21 protein-coding genes and 1 pseudogene are annotated in these 17,434 nt (G+C 63.7%); 15 read left to right on the top strand and 7 right to left on the bottom strand.

Going from position 1 to position 17,434, the window contains the following annotated elements:
- The 4 genes and pseudogenes from BKG76_RS24065 to BKG76_RS24055 form a co-directional block, all read left to right on the top strand.
- Nucleotides 1-138 (top strand): annotated as a pseudogene (locus BKG76_RS24065) (carbonic anhydrase); the annotation flags it as partial.
- A gap of 10 nt (nucleotides 139-148) precedes the next feature.
- Nucleotides 149-967, top strand: a complete 819-nt coding sequence (locus BKG76_RS24060; RefSeq protein WP_070940247.1) for a YoaK family protein — start codon at nucleotides 149-151, stop codon at nucleotides 965-967.
- A 44-nt stretch (nucleotides 968-1,011) separates the two neighbouring features.
- On the top strand, nucleotides 1,012-1,167 hold the full coding sequence (locus BKG76_RS24960) for a hypothetical protein (RefSeq protein ID WP_109421011.1): 156 nt from the start codon (nucleotides 1,012-1,014) through the stop codon (nucleotides 1,165-1,167).
- A 52-nt stretch (nucleotides 1,168-1,219) separates the two neighbouring features.
- Entirely contained in the window at nucleotides 1,220-2,113 is an 894-nt protein-coding gene (locus BKG76_RS24055; RefSeq protein WP_070940246.1) for a LysR family transcriptional regulator, read from the top strand.
- A gap of 31 nt (nucleotides 2,114-2,144) precedes the next feature.
- On the opposite strand, the gene BKG76_RS24050 is transcribed toward BKG76_RS24055, so the two are convergent.
- Nucleotides 2,145-2,510 carry a DoxX family protein gene (locus tag BKG76_RS24050; protein ID WP_070940245.1) on the bottom strand — a complete coding sequence of 122 codons (366 nt, stop codon included), beginning with the start codon at nucleotides 2,508-2,510 and terminating at the stop codon, nucleotides 2,145-2,147.
- Nucleotides 2,511-2,663: 153 nt separating this feature from the next.
- Between BKG76_RS24050 and BKG76_RS24045 the strand changes: the two genes are divergently transcribed.
- The 3 genes from BKG76_RS24045 (at nucleotide 2,664) to BKG76_RS24035 (ending at nucleotide 5,113) form a co-directional block, all read left to right on the top strand.
- Nucleotides 2,664-3,296, top strand: coding sequence for a TetR/AcrR family transcriptional regulator (locus tag BKG76_RS24045; protein WP_070940283.1), 633 nt, complete (start codon nucleotides 2,664-2,666; stop codon nucleotides 3,294-3,296).
- Nucleotides 3,297-3,371: 75 nt separating this feature from the next.
- Nucleotides 3,372-4,202, top strand: a complete 831-nt coding sequence (locus BKG76_RS24040; RefSeq protein WP_070940244.1) for a siderophore-interacting protein — start codon at nucleotides 3,372-3,374, stop codon at nucleotides 4,200-4,202.
- Nucleotides 4,199-5,113 (top strand): tyrosine recombinase XerC, encoded by a 915-nt coding sequence (locus BKG76_RS24035; protein WP_070940243.1) that lies wholly within the window; start codon nucleotides 4,199-4,201, stop codon nucleotides 5,111-5,113. The genes BKG76_RS24040 and BKG76_RS24035 overlap by 4 nt, the downstream gene beginning before the upstream one ends.
- 3 nt (nucleotides 5,114-5,116) lie before the next feature.
- Here BKG76_RS24035 and BKG76_RS24030 read toward each other — a convergent pair whose 3' ends face one another.
- The 3 genes from BKG76_RS24030 to BKG76_RS24020 form a co-directional block, all read right to left on the bottom strand.
- Nucleotides 5,117-5,353 carry a hypothetical protein gene (locus BKG76_RS24030; protein WP_070940282.1) on the bottom strand — a complete coding sequence of 79 codons (237 nt, stop codon included), beginning with the start codon at nucleotides 5,351-5,353 and terminating at the stop codon, nucleotides 5,117-5,119.
- Between the two features lie 163 nt (nucleotides 5,354-5,516).
- Nucleotides 5,517-8,447, bottom strand: coding sequence for an MMPL/RND family transporter (locus BKG76_RS24025; protein WP_109421004.1), 2,931 nt, complete (start codon nucleotides 8,445-8,447; stop codon nucleotides 5,517-5,519).
- 5 nt (nucleotides 8,448-8,452) lie between these two features.
- Nucleotides 8,453-8,860, bottom strand: a complete 408-nt coding sequence (locus BKG76_RS24020; protein ID WP_070940241.1) for an MmpS family transport accessory protein — start codon at nucleotides 8,858-8,860, stop codon at nucleotides 8,453-8,455.
- Between the two features lie 158 nt (nucleotides 8,861-9,018).
- Between BKG76_RS24020 and BKG76_RS24015 the strand changes: the two genes are divergently transcribed.
- Both BKG76_RS24015 and BKG76_RS24010 read left to right on the top strand, forming a co-directional pair.
- Nucleotides 9,019-9,975 (top strand): TetR family transcriptional regulator, encoded by a 957-nt coding sequence (locus tag BKG76_RS24015; RefSeq protein WP_070940240.1) that lies wholly within the window; start codon nucleotides 9,019-9,021, stop codon nucleotides 9,973-9,975.
- A 35-nt stretch (nucleotides 9,976-10,010) separates the two neighbouring features.
- A complete protein-coding gene (locus BKG76_RS24010) occupies nucleotides 10,011-10,244 on the top strand; it encodes a hypothetical protein (RefSeq protein WP_070940281.1) in 234 nt (77 codons plus the stop codon).
- Here the strand turns inward: BKG76_RS24010 and BKG76_RS24005 are convergent.
- The gene (locus BKG76_RS24005; protein ID WP_070940280.1) at nucleotides 10,241-10,723 is read right to left on the bottom strand and encodes a M23 family metallopeptidase; all 483 of its coding nucleotides are present in this window, start codon (nucleotides 10,721-10,723) and stop codon (nucleotides 10,241-10,243) included. The genes BKG76_RS24010 and BKG76_RS24005 overlap by 4 nt on opposite strands.
- Before the next feature lie 306 nt (nucleotides 10,724-11,029).
- Here BKG76_RS24005 and rpsB point away from each other — a divergent pair, with 306 nt between their 5' ends.
- The 4 genes from rpsB to BKG76_RS23985 all read left to right on the top strand — a co-directional run bounded on the left by rpsB (nucleotide 11,030) and on the right by BKG76_RS23985 (nucleotide 14,776).
- Entirely contained in the window at nucleotides 11,030-11,878 is an 849-nt protein-coding gene (rpsB, locus tag BKG76_RS24000; protein WP_070940239.1) for a 30S ribosomal protein S2, read from the top strand.
- The gene (gene tsf / locus BKG76_RS23995; protein ID WP_070940238.1) at nucleotides 11,879-12,697 is read left to right on the top strand and encodes a translation elongation factor Ts; all 819 of its coding nucleotides are present in this window, start codon (nucleotides 11,879-11,881) and stop codon (nucleotides 12,695-12,697) included. It abuts the gene before it with no gap.
- Between the two features lie 76 nt (nucleotides 12,698-12,773).
- Nucleotides 12,774-13,367, top strand: a complete 594-nt coding sequence (locus tag BKG76_RS23990; protein ID WP_070940237.1) for a TetR/AcrR family transcriptional regulator — start codon at nucleotides 12,774-12,776, stop codon at nucleotides 13,365-13,367.
- 26 nt (nucleotides 13,368-13,393) lie between these two features.
- Nucleotides 13,394-14,776: a glycoside hydrolase family 1 protein gene (locus BKG76_RS23985; RefSeq protein ID WP_070940236.1), complete on the top strand. Its 1,383-nt coding sequence runs from the start codon at nucleotides 13,394-13,396 to the stop codon at nucleotides 14,774-14,776.
- A 9-nt stretch (nucleotides 14,777-14,785) separates the two neighbouring features.
- Here the strand turns inward: BKG76_RS23985 and BKG76_RS23980 are convergent, their stop codons facing one another.
- The gene (locus tag BKG76_RS23980) at nucleotides 14,786-15,508 is read right to left on the bottom strand and encodes an SDR family NAD(P)-dependent oxidoreductase (protein ID WP_070940235.1); all 723 of its coding nucleotides are present in this window, start codon (nucleotides 15,506-15,508) and stop codon (nucleotides 14,786-14,788) included.
- Between the two features lie 57 nt (nucleotides 15,509-15,565).
- Between BKG76_RS23980 and BKG76_RS23975 the strand changes: the two genes are divergently transcribed.
- Nucleotides 15,566-16,096 (top strand): MarR family winged helix-turn-helix transcriptional regulator, encoded by a 531-nt coding sequence (locus tag BKG76_RS23975; RefSeq protein ID WP_070940234.1) that lies wholly within the window; start codon nucleotides 15,566-15,568, stop codon nucleotides 16,094-16,096.
- 10 nt (nucleotides 16,097-16,106) lie between these two features.
- Here the strand turns inward: BKG76_RS23975 and BKG76_RS23970 are convergent, their stop codons facing one another.
- A complete protein-coding gene (locus BKG76_RS23970; protein ID WP_070940233.1) occupies nucleotides 16,107-16,736 on the bottom strand; it encodes a uridine kinase family protein in 630 nt (209 codons plus the stop codon).
- A gap of 36 nt (nucleotides 16,737-16,772) precedes the next feature.
- On the opposite strand from BKG76_RS23970, the gene pnuC reads away from it, so the two are divergent.
- The gene (gene pnuC, locus BKG76_RS23965; RefSeq protein WP_070940232.1) at nucleotides 16,773-17,351 is read left to right on the top strand and encodes a nicotinamide riboside transporter PnuC; all 579 of its coding nucleotides are present in this window, start codon (nucleotides 16,773-16,775) and stop codon (nucleotides 17,349-17,351) included.
- Nucleotides 17,352-17,434 lie beyond the last annotated feature (83 nt).

The raw sequence follows: 17,434 nt of genomic DNA, 5'->3' as shown, positions 1-17,434 counted from the left end.
AGCAAGCTGTTGCAGCGTTCGCAGGTGGTGGCCGATGCGGTCAAGGCCAACAAGCTCGCGCTGGTGTATCTGACCTACAAACTGGCCGACGGCCGCGTCGTGCTGCATGGCCACGTCGGCGATATCGATAGCCCCTAAGGAGACGGACATGAATTGGAAGGGCCGGTCCGCGACTTTGGAGAGCGGATCTAGAGATGAGATCGAAATCGGCCAGGACAAGGATGCGGCCGCCGCATCGAAAGCCGCCGATGCGGTGATAACGCGTGAGGCTGCGATCGGTTCCGAGGCCCGACTGTCCTGGTTGCTTTCCGGGCTGGCGGGAATGGTTGGGGCGGTTGCCTTCTTGCACAGCGCGGGCTACTTCGTCACATTCATGACCGGAAACACCGAGCGCGCCGTACTGACGTGGTTCAAAGTCACCGACAAACAGCAAGTGGCAGGTGCGGGCCCGATCGCCGCCATCTCGATGATCGGCGCCTTCCTGTTCGGCGTCATCGTGGCGTCCTACTGCAGGCGAAAGTTCTGGAAGAACCACCCGCACGGAGCCACGGTCCTGACCACCTTTGGTCTGCTGGCTGCCGCGGCGGTCGACTTCTTTCAGGACCGGGGCTTCAACGCGAACATCGACGTGCACTTCACGCCGATTCTGTTGTTGGCCTTCTCGATTGGTGCCTTGAACACATCATTCGTCAAGAAGGGTGAAACGGCCATTCCCCTGAGCTATGTCACGGGGACCGTCGTCAAATTGGGGCAGGGGATCGAGCGGCACCTGTTCGGCCGGGGCTCGGTCTTCGAATGGCTGGGATACGCGATGCTCTACTTGTCGTTCACCCTGGGAGCCGCGACCGGCGGCGTGATCGCCTCGCTGTACAGCGGATCCAAAGTGATACTCACCGTCGGAATAATATGTGGCGCAACAACACTCGTCACATTCTTTCATTCCGACCGCAAGACCATTCTCGGTTGATCAGTACTACGGCTAGTCAATCCAATCAAGAAAGGATGCATGTTATGGAGCCTGGATTCCAGATATATGAGTCGCACAAGGCTGAGGCGGCCAGTCCGATTGAGCATACGAATGACCTGTTCGTGGCGTTGATCATTGCGGCCCTGTTCATCTCGCTGGGGATTGCCAAATTCGGGCCATTCTGGCTCATCAACTACTGACCGTTGCCTTGGTGAGGGCTGTCGCATTCGTTGGGCGTCCGGGTGATTCGCCATGGAGCTGAGGCAGCTTGAGTACTTTCTCGCGGTGGCCGAGCATGCGAATTTCACCCGAGCCGCCGAAGCGCTGCACGTTGCTCAACCATGGGTGAGTGCTCAGGTTCGGCGACTGGAGCGCGAGCTGGGCAACGAGCTGTTCGATCGTTCCAGCAGGGTGCTCAGACTGACCGAGTTCGGCAAGACGCTATTGCCGCTTGCGGGAGCAGCGCTGGGAACCGTGGGCGAAATACGGTCGGCGGCCGATGCCGTGGCGGGCGTGCTGGCCGGACAGTTGTCGATAGGGACCGTGCCGCACTCGCTGCCCTTGCTCGCGGAAGCTTTGGCAGTGTTCCGTAAGGCGCACCCGGCGGTGGCGGTGACGTTGACCGAAGCCAGGTCCGACCAGCTGGCCACGGCAGTCCTCGAACGCCAGCTTCATATGGCGGTCATGGGTTGGGTTGCCCCGCCGCCGCCTCAGCTCCGCGAGCAGATTGTGGCCAAGGAGAACATCGTGGCGCTGGTTCATCGCGACGATCCCTTGGCGGCGCGGGACTCCGTCGCCCTCGCAGAGTTGCGGAACCGTGCGCTCATCAGTCACCCGCAAGGGTGTGAGATGCGCGAGACTCTCGACCAAGCCTGCCTAGCAACAGGATTCACGCCGCGCATCGTCTTCGAAACAAGCTCGGCGGATATGATGAGGCATCTCGTCGCCCACGATCTCGGCGTCGCGGTGACACCGAAGTTGGCCCCCGACCAGCTGGGCGGGCTTCGTCAGATCGACCTCTCTGACCGGACGATGAGTGGACAACTTTCCCTGATTTGGCGCGGAAAGGGTGCCACACCCGAGGTGGTCGCGTTTGCGGCATGTGTTGATGAATTGTGCCGCAAGGAGTCCAATCTCGTTTCGTGACGGGACGTCGTCGCTGCAGTTCGCGGATCGGTCAGCCGTACCACTCAAAGGCTACGAATACCGCAAGCACGATGAGGACCACGTTGACCGGGGCGAGTTTCCATTCGTTGCGACGGACGTGGACACCGAAGGCGCCTGCCTGCAACACCGCCAGCCCGGCAGCGGCGAGTGGGCTCAGGACCGGTGCGATCCCCGTCGCGTGCGGAACCACGACGCCGATCGCCCCCAGCACCTCTAATCCGCCGATCGCTTTGACGACAGTGGGTGAGAAATCGTTGGCCCAGGCCAGGTTGGGATTGGCAACGATCTTCTCGTACGGGGTGATCAACTTGAACACACCAGCACCGAGGTGCACGACGGCCAGTACGCCGGCGCAAATCCATAACCAGGTATCCATCGCGCCAGTATGACCGGCCGTGACGACGGTGTTCGGCGAACCCGATAAAGATCATGACCACTGTGCGGACGTCCTCGGGGCAATTGCCAGCAAGTGGGGGGATGATGGCTGAGGAGGAAGGATGTGACGGATTTCGTGACTGAAGCGGGTGAGCTGACGCGGCGCCCTCGTGGCAGACCGCGCAAGGGTGGAGAAGGAGTATCGGCGGACGCCATATTCACCGCTGCGTTGCGGGCATTCGCCACCCACGGCTATCAGGGCGTGTCGATGCGCACGCTCAATCGTGAACTGGGTGTGAGCCATAACCTGCTGCATCAACGCTTTTCGTCCAAGGAACAGTTGTGGTACGCGGCGGTCGACTGGGGATTCCAGGCGATCGTCGAGAAGGTTCTGGCTGATGACGACGAGAGCTTGAGCTCTGCGGAGCGGATCAAACGATTCATCAAGATGTTTGTGATCTTCGCGGCCGAACACCCCGAATTGATCCGGATCATGGACATCGAGGCGGGCCAGGACAGCGAGCGGCTGCAGCACATCTGTCAGGCCTACGTCATCCCCATGCAAGAACGGCTCGGCCCGGTCTACGAGGAAGCGGTCAAGGCAGGGGAGCTGCGCGATGTGCCACTGCAGACCAGCTTCTTTCTCATCACGTCCGGTACCGCCGCCTTGTTCAGTAGCGGAGCGCTGGCTCGGAGCGTGTTCGGCAATGATGTGCTCGACCCCGATCGGGTTCATGCGCACGCCGAAGCCGCCGCAGAGCTGATCGTCAGGGGCATGCTGCCCTGAGGTAGGCCCCCGTCGGCGGCGATTTCTCCGTATAGTCAAGGCAATTGACATAGAAGATTCGACGCAGGAGGCGATATGACACGCCCACTCCACGAGTTGCAGGTGGTTCGGACCGAGCAGGTGACCCCGCACATCACCCGGGTGGTGCTCGGCGGTAACGGATTTGACGGTTTCGAGGTGAGCGAGTTCACGGACAGCTACGCCAAGCTGATTTTCCTTCCGGAGGACCACGCTGGGCCGGGTCCGCGGGATATCGATCAGGCGCGCGATATGCAGGCCACCGTGCGTACCTACACCATTCGTTCTGTCGACGCCGACAGCCGCGAGATCGCCATCGATTTCGTGGTGCACGGAGACTCCGGTGTCGCGGGTCCGTGGGCGTCCCGGGCGAAGGTCGGAGACACGCTGTATGTCACCGACTCGCACGGCGCGTACTCACCCGATCCCGCTGCCGACTGGCATCTGCTCGCCGGTGACGAGGCGGCCGTCCCGGCGATCAGCGTCGCGCTACAGGCTCTTCCCGAGAACGCCCGCGCCAAGGTGTTCATCGAGGTGGCAGGTCCGCAGGACGAGATCGACTTCGACACCCGCGGCGATGTCGAGGTGGTCTGGGTTCACCGCGGCGCCGGCGCCGATGAGGTCGACGAGGAACACGCCGGGGACAACGCCCCGCTGGTAGAGGCGGTGCGCTCGGCGGAATGGTTGCCGGGTCAGGTACAGGTGTTCATCCACGGCGAGGCGCAGACCGTCATGCACAAGCTGCGACCGTACATCCGTAAGGAGCGTGGGGTATCGCCCACATGGGCCGCGTCGATCTCGGGATATTGGCGCCGTGGCCGCACGGAGGAGACTTTCCGCGTGTGGAAACAAGAGCTGGCGGCTGCCGAAGCTACCGTGAGGGAGTGACGCCGCAGCTGACCGAGATTCTCGACGAGTTCGCCGAGCATCTTGCGCTGGAGCGCGGGCGGTCAGTACACACCCAGCGCGCCTATCGCGGCGACCTCACGCTGCTGTTCGACCATCTGTCGGCATCCAATCCCGATGCGACTCTGGCGGACCTGTCGCTGCCGGCGTTACGGTCTTGGCTAGGGGTTCAAGCCAGGCAGGGTGCGGCACGTTCCACCGTCGCCCGGCGCACGTCAGCGGTCAAGATCTTCACCGCATGGGCGACCCGCCGCGGTTTGATGCCGACAGATCCCGCGATTCGCCTGCAGCAGCCCAAGTCTCGCCGAACTCTTCCTGCGGTGCTGCGACAAGATCAAGCCGTCGCGGCGATGGAAGCGGCGCATTCTGGTGCCGAACAAGATGATCCGATGGCGTTGCGGGATCGGTTGATCGTTGAAATGCTCTACGCCACCGGAATCCGGGTCAGCGAGCTGTGCGGGTTGGACATCGACGATATCGACCGGTCGCGAAAGGTGTTGCGCGTCTTGGGTAAGGGCGACAAGGAGCGCACCGTGCCCTTTGGTGGCCCCGCCGCCGATGCCCTGACAGCCTGGCTGGATCGCGGTAGACCGCATCTGGCCGTTGCGGCATCGGGGTCTGCGCTGCTTCTCGGTGCCCGAGGCCGGCGCATCGATCCGCGTCAGGTTCGCACGGTCGTGCATCAAACCATGTCCGCCGTTCCCGGTGCCCCCGATATTGGCCCACATGGGTTACGGCACAGTGCCGCAACCCATCTGCTGGAAGGCGGCGCGGACCTACGCGTCGTTCAGGAGCTGCTGGGGCACTCGACGCTGGCCACCACCCAGCTCTACACCCACGTCACCGTGGCGCGCCTACGCGCCGTTCACGATCAGGCGCATCCGCGGGCGTGACGGCTAGTTGTCAGGCTTCGTTCTCCGCAGGAGTGTGGCATTGAGGCGGTTGGCGCAGCGTCGCAAGCGATGACGTTGGGCCTTCGCGGCCAGGTCTGTCTTTTCTTGCCGGGATTGCCTGCGCATCGCCCGGCTCACCTCGTGCTGGTAGTAGCTCATTGAGTCGTTCCCGCCCGTGGCCCACAGCGCCAGCGTTACCAGCAGCAGAAGCAGTGCGGTCACTCCGGCTACCGTGGGCACGGCGTGTACCTGCGATTCGGCGCGCGCCATGTGCCGATGCGAATCCGCAGAGAGCCGAGGTTCAGCTCGTACGTATTGCTTTCGAGATGTCCGGTGCCAAAGTGCATCTCCAGTGCGGTCCGGGGCTTGTCGGTCGCGGATATCCCGCACCGGGTCGCCCACGTCATCGGGACGCGCCTACCAGCCGGCCACGATCGGACGCGTCCCCGGGCGTCACAGCGTGGGGGATGGCGTCCCGACTGGCGGCTCTGTCGTGCACCACCACCGGCCACCAGAACCAGCGGCCCAACAGGGTAGCGATTGCCGGGACGACAAACGACCGCACAATCAGGGTGTCCATCAGTAGACCCAGACCGACGGCGGTACCGAGCTGGGCGATGTTCCGCGCGGGAGCGACGATCATCGCGAACATCGTGAACCCGAACACCAGACCCGCGGTCGTCACCACGCCACCGGTATTGGCCATGGAACGGATGATGCCCGTCTTGATACCGGCATGTAGTTCCTCGCGGAACCTGGCCACCAGCAGCATGTTGTAGTCGGCCCCGACGGCGACCAAGAACACGAAGGACAGTGGTGCCACCGACCAGTGCAGTGGTATGCCGATGAGGTTTTGCCAGACGAATACCGTCACGCCCAGTGCCGAGACATAGGACAGTGCGACGGTCCCGATCACCACGATCGCGGCGACCAGGCTGCGCAGGAGAATCAGTATCACGCAGAACACGAAGGCGAACGCGGCCACAGCGCTGGTGATGAAGTCCTCGCGTGTGAACGCCTCGATGTTGAGCAGCGTGCCGCCCGGTCCGCCGATGCTGACTGTGCTACCCGCCAACGACGTGCCCTTGATGGCCTGTAGTGCGGTCGGGATGATCTTGGAGCTCAGCTCCATCGCTTCCTGGCTGAATCCCTCCTGCTCTGGGGTGACGACCATCCGCGTCACCTTGCCGTCGCTTGAGAAGAAGTACGGCATAGCGCTTTTGAACAGTGGGTTCTCAAACGCCTGCGTGGGTATGAAGAATGAGTTGTTCGGGTCACCGTCGGTGAAGCTCTTACTCAGGTCGTCGGTGAATTGCGTGATATCGGAGACCTGTGGCAATAGCACCTGCAGGGTGCTCTGCAGCGGTGCGACAACCGCGTTGACCTGGCTGATGAAATCCTTCAGGCCCGGCAGCTGCGCACCGAGTGCCGGCAGGGTCTGGGCCAGCGTTCCGGTTCCGTTCACCAGATTGCCGACGAGCCCGTCGAAACGGTGCAGGTCGTCGAAGAGCGAGAAGCCGGTGAGTGCGGCCTGGCAGTAGTCGTTGTCGCGGCAGTTCGGGATGCCGCCGATGAAATCCTCGGCGGGCTTGACGGTTCCGCGCAGTGAGTCAACCTTCTGCACGACGGCCGCGAGGCTTGTGCGCAATTCGGCTGCACCCGAATGGATCTGGGTTGCTCCTACGGTTCCGGTCTGCAGCGCCTGTTCAAGGCCCCGTACCGTCAGTGACAGTTGGCCCACCCGGCCACTGAGGGCGGTGAGGTCCTCGATGCGCTGTTTGAGCAGGTTTGTCATCTGGGTCAGTCGTCCACCGACGTAACCAGCTTGTGCGGGCAGTGTTCCCAGTTCCAGCGGGGCGGCCAATGGCCGGGTGATGCCTTGCACATTGCTGACGCCAGGAATGTTCAATATCGCGCTGCTCATTTTCGCGAGGGCGATCAGGTCGCCCGAGTTGCGCATATCGTGGTCGGACTCCACGATGAACACGCTGGGGGACATGATGTTTGGCGGCAGGTGACGATCCGATGCGGCGAAGCCCACGTTGGCGGGAGAGTCGCTGGGCTGGGCCTGTCGCTCGTTGTAACTGGGCTGGAACCCGGGTACTGCCAGGAAGGCAATCGCGAGTACGGCCAGGCTGCCGGCCAGCACCGGCCCCGGCCAGCGCACCACATAGGTGGCGATGCGCCGCCAACGGCGCTGTGATTTCTCCTCGCGCGGTTCGAAGAACCCGAATCGGCTGCCGGCCGCCAGCGCCGCGGGCGCCAGAGTCAGTGCTGCGGCAAGGGTGACCACGACCGCGACGGTGCAGGGCAGTCCGGAGGTACTGAAGATGGCCAGTCGTGTGAAGACCATGCACGCCGTCGCGCCGGCGACCGTGAGGCCCGAGGCGATGATGATGTGCTGCACCCCGGCAAGCGCCGTGTAGTACGCGGTGACAGGGTCTTCGCCTGCCCGGCGTGCTTCCTGGTATCTGCCCAAAAGGAATATGCCGTAGTCGATTCCGGCTCCCAGCACGATCACCGCCAGCAGGGCCGACGCGAAGATCGAGACTCCGATGATTTGGTGCTGGCCGAGGAATGCCACGATCGGGCGCCCGACACCAAGACCTGCTCCTGCCACCAGTAGTGGCAACGCGATGGTGATCGGTGAGCGATACACCACCAGCAAGATGATGCCCACGAGCCCCGCGCACGCGACCAGCAGGATCAGGATCGAGTCGTTGATGGAAACCAATTCGTCGTTCACCACGGCGGACGGACCAGTCAGATGCGCCGTGATTCCGTGGGGCGGTGGGTACTGGGCGATGAGCTCACGGATCTGAGCGGTGGACTCCATGGCCAGGGCGGTCCCCATGTTGCCCTTGAGATTGATCAGGACGTAGGCGGCCTTGCCGTCGGCGCTCTCGTTGGCGGGTGCGAATTGCGGGTCAGACCACAGGTCCATGGACGAGTTGACGTGCTTCTTGTCCTGGTTGATCCGGCCGAGGATCGACGAATAGTACTGGTGCGCTTCGGCTCCGAGAGGCGACTCGCCTTCGAGGAGCAGGTAGACGAAATTGTTCGTCCCGGCGCCGCCGAAGTAGTCGCCCATCTTCGAGATGGCTTGAACCGAGGCGGCGTCATCGGGAAGGAACGAACGGGCATGTTGCTTGATCACTGTTTCCAGCTGCGGTACAGCGAGATTGAGGAGGCCGGCCGCGCCGAGCCACAGCACGAGAATGGGTATGGAGAACCGGTAGAGGAACCGGGCCAGGAGCGGCCGCCCAGGCGTGGCTACCACATCGGCAGGTTTTGCCCACAATTTGTCCAGTATCCGGACCCGCAGGTTGTCCATGAGGCTCACGCGACGGTCACCTGGCAAGAGACGGCTGACGCATTGGCCGCGCTTTGATCGCGAGTCTGCCCGTTGATCGTGATGCGGCAGGACATTTGTCCCGAATTGGACTGGGCGACAAGGCCCACGGGAACCACGAGTTGCTTGGCGTGCAGGGTGGTCTGCCAGGGCAGTGTGCCCGAAACTTCGCGTACCGCACCGTCGACATCGAGATAAGACGCCTTGACCGTGCTACCCGCTGGCCCGTCGAGCCGATACTCGACGACCTTGTCGCGTGGCTTGCCGGTTACCGGCGGCTTGGCCGAGTGGCCGATCGCGGGGTCCGGGATTGCGCTCAAGCGCAGATGGGCGATGTACGCCCCCGCGATACAGAGTGTCGCTATCGACACCAGATACACCCACGCGCCACGCATTCGGAGCTCCTCGTTGATCCGGTTGGTGAGCGTTGACGTTAACTGGCCGATCGTTAATTTAACAGTCGGTCATATCAACGTCACACCGATCGGTCTACTGTGATGCGTGCCACATCGATACGTGCTGCCAGTGGACCGCGAGCTGGTACAAGGGATTCATGACAAGGGCAGGCACCAAGGGGATGCCCCGCGCGGAGCGGGAACAGCAGATCCTCGATGCTGCATGCCAGGAGTTCGGGCGCAGTGGATACGCCGGAATGTCGCTGGCGGACGTAGCCGCTGCCGTCGGAGTGTCCAAGCCCATGGTGCTGGCGTACTTCGGCTCCAAGGAGCAGCTGTACATCGCGTGCGTCGAGCGTGCCGGGGCGACCGTCGGTGATCACATCGAGGCGGCGATGGCAGCCGCCCCGCCCACGCTGGCACTGCCACGCGCGGTATTGCAGGCCATCTTTCAGGCGTTGGCGCCTCGCCCATCCGATTGGCTGGTGATCTGGGATCAGACCGTGCCCGATGGCAGCGAAGCGCTGGCCGCGGCCCGGGTAGCCAGGGCCCGGCTTGCTGCGCTGGCCGGTCAGGGTGTGGCCGCGGTAGGCAGTGCGGCCACCCAACTGCGTGACCCACAGGACCTCGGCGTGCTCACCCAGGGGTGGATGGGGATGGTCGGCGCCATGATCACCTGGTGGATTCGGCACCCCGATCAGAGCGCGGAGCAGATGGTCGAGCGCGCGAGCCGGCTCATCACCATCATTGCCAGCGCCGGGATATCCGAGGCGGAGTCGCCGGAGGGAGCCGTCGTACCGCGCCCGGGAAGTCCCGTGCGTGGATCCGGGTCCGGGCAGCCACTCAACGCGGCATTCGACCTTTTCGGTCGGCGTTGGGCCATCCTCGTCATATGGGAACTACGTTCGGGCACAAGAACTTTGCCGGAGCTTAGGGCCGAGATAACTGATGCGTCCAGCAGTGTGCTCACCACTCGTCTCAAGGAGCTCACCGCGGCCCATATCGTGCGCAACCAGGACGGTCTGTACTCGCTTACGACGGTGGGCAAGGGTCTGTTGGTCGCGCTGGCGCCACTGCACCTGTGGGCAAAAGCCTGGTCTGCATCCGTCCGGTGACTAAAGTGCCAAGCATGCGCGCCGGAATTCCTGCCATGACCGTCGCCATCGGCGCGCTGGCTCTGAGTCTCGGAATTGTCACCCCGGGAACGGCGGCCGCCGATGTGTACCCGCCGTGGTGGGTGTGCATGGCCAACGGCGGTGAGATGCGTGCGTTCTACCAAGTAATCACCGAGCAGGATGCCCTCGACCGTTTCCATGATGCGGTTGCGCGGCTATCGCTGACCACCGGCAAGCCGGCGCATGTCGACGTGTGTCAGCCAGCCTAGAGCGGTTTGAGTCGCAGCGGCGTCGAAGCCAACAGCGCCAGCGGATCCAGGTAGTTGGCGGCCGAGGCAGGCCCGCGCAGGGCTCCCCAATGCAGGCAGGCCGGTGCGGCGCAGCCGGGATGTCCCCGCAGCAGCGTCCCGACCAGCGCTCCCTCCGCGACCCGCTGGCCCGATCTGACCAACGGGGTGACGGGTTCATAGCTGGTGCGCAGGCCGCCCTCGTGCTCGATCGACACCAGTGGCCGGCCCGCGAGTGATCCCGCGAACACCACGACGCCCGGCCCGACCGCGATGACCTGCTGGTCGACGACGCCCGCTAGGTCAACTCCGCGATGTCCCCGGTTCCAGCGCTCCTGAGGTTTGTCGAACTGACGGGTTACCGCAGGTCGAGGGTGTAGTGGCCAGCCGAATCGGTCTCCGGTATCCGCAGGAGCGGTGGCCGCCGGCGGGGAGGTGGCGACCGCCAGCGTGAGGATCAAGAAAGGGCAGCCGAGCCCGCGTAACCACACGCCGTCATAGTGGCCGGGAGATGACGCGGTGAGGAAGAGTCATTCCCGCTCCTGTGGATAAGCCTCCACCACGAGGATGCATGGCGAAAAGCACTCGTCGCAGCATGTAAACTCAGTACCGCAACTCGCCCAGCGGGTTGACTTCGCGCGTCTGCACACGAGTTCGTGAGCAACATGCCGGGCGGTCCCACTCAGGTGGGTTCCGGCATCAGCAGGCGCTAGGGCCCAGGATCACCCGATCCCGGGCGACAACCGACATAAAGGACCCATGGAATCATGGCTGTAGTAACAATGAAGCAGCTGCTTGACAGCGGCGCGCACTTCGGGCATCAGACCCGTCGCTGGAACCCCAAGATGAAGCGGTTCATCTTCACCGACCGCAACGGCATCTACATCATCGACTTGCAGCAGACGCTGACCTACATCGACAAGGCGTACGAGTTCGTCAAGGAGACCGTCGCCCACGGTGGCTCGGTCATGTTCGTCGGCACCAAGAAGCAGGCTCAGGAGCCGATCGCCGAAGAGGCGACCCGCGTCGGCATGCCCTACGTGAACCAGCGCTGGCTGGGTGGCATGCTCACCAACTTCTCCACCGTCCACAAGCGTCTGCAGCGCCTGAAGGAGCTGGAGTCGATGGAGCAGACCGGTGGCTTCGAGGGGCGCACCAAGAAGGAAATCCTCATGCTCACGCGTGAGAAGAACAAGCTCGAGCGCAGCCTCGGCGGTATCCGGGACATGCAGAAGGTGCCTTCGGCAATCTTCGTGGTGGACACCAACAAGGAGCACCTCGCGGTTGCCGAGGCCCGCAAGCTGAACATCCCGATCATCGCGATCCTGGACACCAACTGCGATCCCGATGTCGTCGACTACCCGATCCCGGGCAACGACGACGCCATCCGCAGTGCCGCGCTGCTCACCAAGGTCGTCGCCTCCGCGATCGCCGAGGGCCTGCAGGCCCGCTCCGGTCTGTCCGGCGCCGACGAGAAGCCCGAGGCCGCCGAGCCGCTGGCCGAGTGGGAGCAGGAACTGCTTGCCTCCGCCGTCGCAGAGGCTCCGGCCACTGACGCCCCGGCCGCTGAGGCTACTGCCACCGAAACCACTGAAAACGCAACTGAGGAAGGCTAAATGGCGAATTTCACCGCTGCCGATGTGAAGCGGCTCCGGGAACTGACCGGTGCCGGGATGCTCGACTGCAAGAACGCCCTGGCCGAGTCCGACGGTGATTTCGACAAGGCTGTCGAGGTGCTGCGCATCAAGGGCGCCAAGGACGTTGGCAAGCGCGCCGAGCGTGCGACCGCCGAGGGCCTGGTTGTCGCGCGTGACGGCGCACTTGTCGAGCTGAACTCCGAGACGGACTTCGTCGCCAAGAACGCCGAGTTCCAGGGCCTGGCCGACGCCATCGTCGGTGCGGCCGCTGCCGGCAAGATCGGCGAGGTCGACGCCCTCCTGGCCGCCAAGGTCGAGGACGGCCGGACCGTTGAGCAGGCGATCGCCGACTTGGCCGCCAAGATCGGCGAGAAGTTGGAGCTGCGCCGGGTGGCGTACTTCGATGGAACTGTCGAGGCATACCTGCATAAGCGCGCTGCGGACCTACCGCCGGCCGTGGGCGTGCTGGTCGAGTACACCGGTTCGGACGAGAGTGCCGCGCACTCCGTGGCGCTTCAGATCGCTGCGCTCAAGGCCAAGTACCTGACGCGCGAAGACGTTCCGGCCGACGTGGTCGAGAACGAGCGTCGCATCGCCGAGGAGACCGCCAAGGCCGAGGGCAAGCCCGAGGCCGCGCTGCCCAAGATCGTCGAGGGACGCGTGACTGGCTACTACAAGGATGTCGTGCTGCTGGATCAGCCGTCGGTGTCCGACAACAAGAAGTCCGTCAAGGCTCTGCTTGACGAGGCCGGTGTCACCGTGACCCGCTTTGCGCGGTTCGAGGTCGGCCAAGCCTAGGTTTCTCAAAACAATTCGGCCCCGCCAGGATTCGTTCCTGTGCGGGGCCGAACTGTTTGTGCGCTAGCCTCGGGCAATGCCAGCTGTTGGGCCTGATGCAAAGCGGTATCCCAAAGGGGAAGCCAAGCGCCGGGAGATCCTCGGCGCCGCGTTGAGGGTGTTGGAGCGCGACGGGGAGGCCGGCGCCTCGATGCGTGTGATCGCAAAGGAAGCCAACATCAGCCTGGCCGGGCTCATGCACTACTTCCCGACGCGCGATGTGATCCTCACTGAGATCCAGCGCGATGCCGATGCCAGATTTGAACATTGGTATGGCAATTCGGACTCCGAGATCGACCCCGGCGAGGTGCTCGCACAAGCGATGCTCGACAAGGCGAGCAAGCCCGGCTCCGGGACGGTGTATCTCTCACTGGCGGCCGCCGCGGCCGTCGACCCGGGCCATCCTGCCGGTGCTTACCTGCGGGAGAGGTACGAGAGGATGCGCACCCTCATCGCCGAGTATGTGCGAGGGCGCCAAGCCGCGGGCGAGGTCCCCGAGCATGTCGATGCTGAATTCGCTGCGGCGGCGCTGATCGCGGCCGCGGACGGCATTCAGATCCAGTGGATGTCGGATCCATCCATCGACATGGGGGATCACATGCGGCGGGTGTGGGAGCGGCTACTGGCCTAGAAAACCATACAGTGTATGGTTTTCGTATGAAATGGATCGTCTCCATAGTGGCATCGGCAGTCGTCGTGGCGTTGGGATTGGCCGCCTGCAGCCCGCGGCAGGAGAGTTCGAATGGCGACTCCGCCTGGGATCGCGGGTTCTACTGGGGTACTGCAACCGCGGGCTACCAGGTGGAGGGCAGTGCTCCCGACAGCAATTGGCGACGCTATGTCGATCGCACCGCCGGTAGGCCGGTAGAGCCCGGGGCTGATCCATTGGGGGCTGGCCCGGTCGACCCGTACCGGCAGGCCGATGATTTCCGCCATCGATACGCCGAGGACATCGCCAACGCGCATGCCATGGGCGTCAACACATTTCGTTTCGGCGTGGAGTGGTCGCGCGTCATGCCGGAGCCGGGCAAGTGGGACGAGAAGGAGCTGGCGTACTACGACTCCATCGTCGCCACACTGCGTGAGAACGGCATCACGCCGATGATCACGCTCATGCACTGGGTGTATCCGGGTTGGGTTGCCGACAACGGCGGGTTCATGAACAACGTCGGAGCGTTTGAGGACTTCGCCAAGGCGATCACCAAACGTTATGCCGGACAAGGGGTGTTGTGGGTCAGTGTCAACGAGCCACTGGCCTTCGGGGCAATGGAGGTGCGCACCGGCGCGATTAAGCCCGATCAGTTCGGCGGGTTTCTGGACAGCGTCGCCCAGGCGCACCGCGCGGTGTACCGTGCCGCTCACGACGCCGACCCCAAGGCGAAGGTGACGACCAACGAGGCCTACATACCGCCAGATGTGCTGGCGCAGTTCGCAGGTTTCGGCGTGAAGGGTATCGGGGGATCGTTCTTCGACCGGGTTGCCGACAGTCTCGACTATCTCGGTTTCGACTACTACACGGGCACTGCGGGGGACAACCTCGCCTCGGCGCAGAGCATGAGGGAGCGCTGGAACATCAAACTGCAGCCCGAAGACATCTACTACGTGTCGCGGCACTATGCGCAGCGCTATCCCGGGCTGCCGATCTACATCGTCGAGAACGGGATGGTCACCGACAACGGCAAGCCGCGGGCGGACGGGGTGACGCGATCGCAGTACCTCGAGGACACCATCTTCTGGTTGCAACGGGCCAAGGCGGACGGGATCCCGATCATCGGATACAACTACTGGTCGCTCGTCGATAACTATGAATGGGGAAGCTACCGGCCACGTTTCGGGTTGTACACGGTCGATGCGTTGGGTGATCCGGCGCTGAAGCGGGTGCCCACCGATGCTGTCTCGACGTACACCCGGATCACCCGCGACGCCGGGACCGCGCCAGGTTACCGCCCGGTGATCCCGGCGGCGAAATGCTCCACCACGGTGGGGCAGGACAGCTGTGCCCCGCTGGATTCCAGGGGGCCGACGGTTCCGTTGCGCTGATCCCCCCGGTCAAATCGTCGTCAGCGCACCGCCGTTGACGTTGATGACCTGCCCGGTGATGTGGCGGGCGCTCGATGAGGCGAGAAAGCTGACGGTGCCCGCGATATCGGCAGGGGTGCCGGCGCGCCCGGTGTGGGTCGAGGCGATGAGGGTGTTACGGCGGCTATCGGCGAGCTTGTCGCGAAAGAACTCGGTGTCGGCGATGTAGCCGGGTGCAACGACATTCGCGGTGACATCGCGGGGGCCGAGCTGTGCGGCCAGCTGCACATTCCACGAGGCGAGGGCCGCCTTGGCCGCCCCATATGACCCGGCACCATGGTGTGCCGCGATGGAGCCGATGTGAACAACCGCGCCGCCGCCCGCTAGTTGATCGCTGACAGCGGTGGTGGTGAGGACGGCGCTGATGAGGTTGGCCTCCAGGTTGGCACGCCACTGGCCGGCCAGCTCATGGAGGCCGACGGGCGCGTCGGTATCGAAGTCGGTGTTGCCGCCGGCGTTGTTCACCAATAGGTCGATGGGTCCGGTGAATCGCGTAGCGAGGTCTTTCACCTGATCTGGGTTGGTGTGGTCGCAGGACAGTGCTCGACTGTTCGGGCCCAGTGCGGCGACGGCCGCATCGAGGGCATCTGCGCGCCGTCCGGTGATGGACACGTGGACGCCGGAGTCGATGAGCGCAGCGGCGACCGCTAGTCCGATACCGGTGCCGCCGCCGGTGACCAATGCTGTGCGCATACGACACTCCATTCGTTTAGGTCTAAATGTTTAGATCTAAACGGTAGAGTCATCCGCATGGAGTGTCAAGACGCCGCCGATGAGATCGCACTGGCATGGCAGCGCGAGAGGCCAAGCGCGCCAACTGATTCTATCGACGTGGTGACCAGGATTTGGCATCTGGCCACGCTGTTCGGTGCCCAGCGGAGAAAGCTTCTGTCCGGGCTCGGGGTGGATATGGCCACGTTGGACTTGCTCAGCACCCTGCGGCGCAGTGGGGCGCCCTACTGCCTGAGCACTCGCGAGATCGCCCAGCGGACGATGGTCACGGCCGGGGCGGTATCTCAACGGGTGGCCAGGGCTGAACGCGAGGGGCTGGTGACACGTGAGCCCGGATCGTTGCCGCGCAGTGTGACGGTGTCCCTCACGAAGGACGGGCACCACTTGGTTGAATCCACCGTCGATCAACTGCTCACCGATGAGCTGGAGTTGATCTCAGGGCTGAGCACGGCGCAACGCGCGCAATTGGCGCAACTGCTGAAACTGTTGCTCGCCGATGTGCATACGCGGGTTGGGCCGACGGCGCCGACCCATGTCGGCTCTGTCTGATTCTCCGGCCTTACGGTGTCCGGTCGGAGGCGATCACGAAGTCGCGTTCGGGGTCCTGCGGGGAGACCACGGGGTCGCCGTTGACGAGGATGTCGGCGCGTCCGGCGGTGTCGTCCGATCGGAAGTGCTCCTCCTCCGCAGCAATCCACAGCTGCCAGAATTCCCGGAGCCGTTGGCCATCGCGATCCTCGGCACGGCGACGGCGCGTTGATTGGTCGGTCTGCACCCAGATCAGCGTGCTCAACTGGTCGGCGGCGGCCGCGCGGCCGGACCCGACGCCCTCGAGAATCAGCACCGATGGCGGTGGGCTGCACTCCCACGGGCCGAACTCGCGCGCCGCCCAGTCGTAGCGTCGGTATCGTGCCTGCTCGCCGCGCGCCCAGGGGACCAGCACCTGCTCCTCAAGCCGGGGCCACCACCCGAAGAATGTGTCCCAGGACGCGAAGTCGTCGGTGTGCAGGACCGCCGTGGACGGGGTTGTCGCCGACAGCGCTGTGTGCAATCGCGCAGCAAAGGTGCTCTTACCGGCAGCGCCCCTACCGTCGATGGCGACGACACGCACGTTGCCGCACCGTGGCTCGCTTCTGTTGATGAGCCCGGCCAGCCACGAGAAGCTCCGCTGCTGGTCCGGGGTCGTCATGGCGCGAGCTTACTGGTGCTCGGCTAACCTGTTGCCGTGGACTGGACTGAGCTAATCGGCAGCGCGGCCGGTGTGCTGTTCGTCATCCTTGCGGTCCGGCAAAATATTTGGACCTTCCCGGTGGCCATCGTCAGCTCGCTGTTCTACATGGTGGTCTTCAGCCGGCAGACCTTGTACGCCGATGCGGCCCTGCAGATCATGTTTATCGCGTTGGCGGTGCAGGGGTGGTATCTGTGGCTGCGCGGTAGTCAGGACCGGCATGGGGTCGTGGTCCGGCGTACGCCACGAGCGGCGTGGCTGCCGTTGGCGCTGTGTCTGGCCGCCCTGATCGCGGGTCTCTACGCGTTTCTGGTTACCTTCACCGATTCCAATGTCCCGCAGCTTGATTCGGTTATCACAGGACTCAGTGTGGTTTCCCAGTTCATGATGAATCGGAAGTGGATAGAGAACTGGGTGCTGTGGGTCGTCACCGACACGTTCTCCGTGGGCGTCTACCTCTACAAAGGGCTGTACCTGACGGCGGGTTTCTATGCCTTCTTGAGCATCATGGCCGTGGTCGGCCTGTGGAGTTGGCGAAAAGAGCTGCGCACAGTGGCGACCGTCGTATCAGTATGAATAACCTGCCCCTTTCAACATATAACGCATAGGGGGGCTTGCGGCAAGGCCCGGGTCATGCCGCACAATCGCTGAGCTGAATG

The organism is Mycobacteroides franklinii (assembly GCF_001853795.1).
GTDB classification, from domain to species: Bacteria; Actinomycetota; Actinomycetes; order Mycobacteriales; family Mycobacteriaceae; genus Mycobacterium; species Mycobacterium franklinii.
This window is presented reverse-complemented; position numbering and strand designations above follow the sequence as displayed.

Coding starts and splice junctions, on each gene's coding strand:
- BKG76_RS24060 (WP_070940247.1), top strand. CDS start 149: ATGAATTGGAAGGGCCGGTCCGCGACTTTGGAGAGCGGATCTAGAGAT.
- BKG76_RS24960 (WP_109421011.1), top strand. CDS start 1,012: ATGGAGCCTGGATTCCAGATATATGAGTCGCACAAGGCTGAGGCGGCC.
- BKG76_RS24055 (WP_070940246.1), top strand. CDS start 1,220: ATGGAGCTGAGGCAGCTTGAGTACTTTCTCGCGGTGGCCGAGCATGCG.
- BKG76_RS24050 (WP_070940245.1), bottom strand. CDS start 2,510: ATGGATACCTGGTTATGGATTTGCGCCGGCGTACTGGCCGTCGTGCAC.
- BKG76_RS24040 (WP_070940244.1), top strand. CDS start 3,372: ATGACACGCCCACTCCACGAGTTGCAGGTGGTTCGGACCGAGCAGGTG.
- BKG76_RS24025 (WP_109421004.1), bottom strand. CDS start 8,447: ATGGACAACCTGCGGGTCCGGATACTGGACAAATTGTGGGCAAAACCT.
- BKG76_RS24020 (WP_070940241.1), bottom strand. CDS start 8,860: ATGCGTGGCGCGTGGGTGTATCTGGTGTCGATAGCGACACTCTGTATC.
- BKG76_RS24015 (WP_070940240.1), top strand. CDS start 9,019: ATGACAAGGGCAGGCACCAAGGGGATGCCCCGCGCGGAGCGGGAACAG.
- BKG76_RS24010 (WP_070940281.1), top strand. CDS start 10,011: ATGACCGTCGCCATCGGCGCGCTGGCTCTGAGTCTCGGAATTGTCACC.
- rpsB (WP_070940239.1), top strand. CDS start 11,030: ATGGCTGTAGTAACAATGAAGCAGCTGCTTGACAGCGGCGCGCACTTC.
- tsf (WP_070940238.1), top strand. CDS start 11,879: ATGGCGAATTTCACCGCTGCCGATGTGAAGCGGCTCCGGGAACTGACC.
- BKG76_RS23990 (WP_070940237.1), top strand. CDS start 12,774: ATGCCAGCTGTTGGGCCTGATGCAAAGCGGTATCCCAAAGGGGAAGCC.
- BKG76_RS23985 (WP_070940236.1), top strand. CDS start 13,394: ATGAAATGGATCGTCTCCATAGTGGCATCGGCAGTCGTCGTGGCGTTG.
- BKG76_RS23980 (WP_070940235.1), bottom strand. CDS start 15,508: ATGCGCACAGCATTGGTCACCGGCGGCGGCACCGGTATCGGACTAGCG.
- BKG76_RS23975 (WP_070940234.1), top strand. CDS start 15,566: ATGGAGTGTCAAGACGCCGCCGATGAGATCGCACTGGCATGGCAGCGC.
- BKG76_RS23970 (WP_070940233.1), bottom strand. CDS start 16,736: ATGACGACCCCGGACCAGCAGCGGAGCTTCTCGTGGCTGGCCGGGCTC.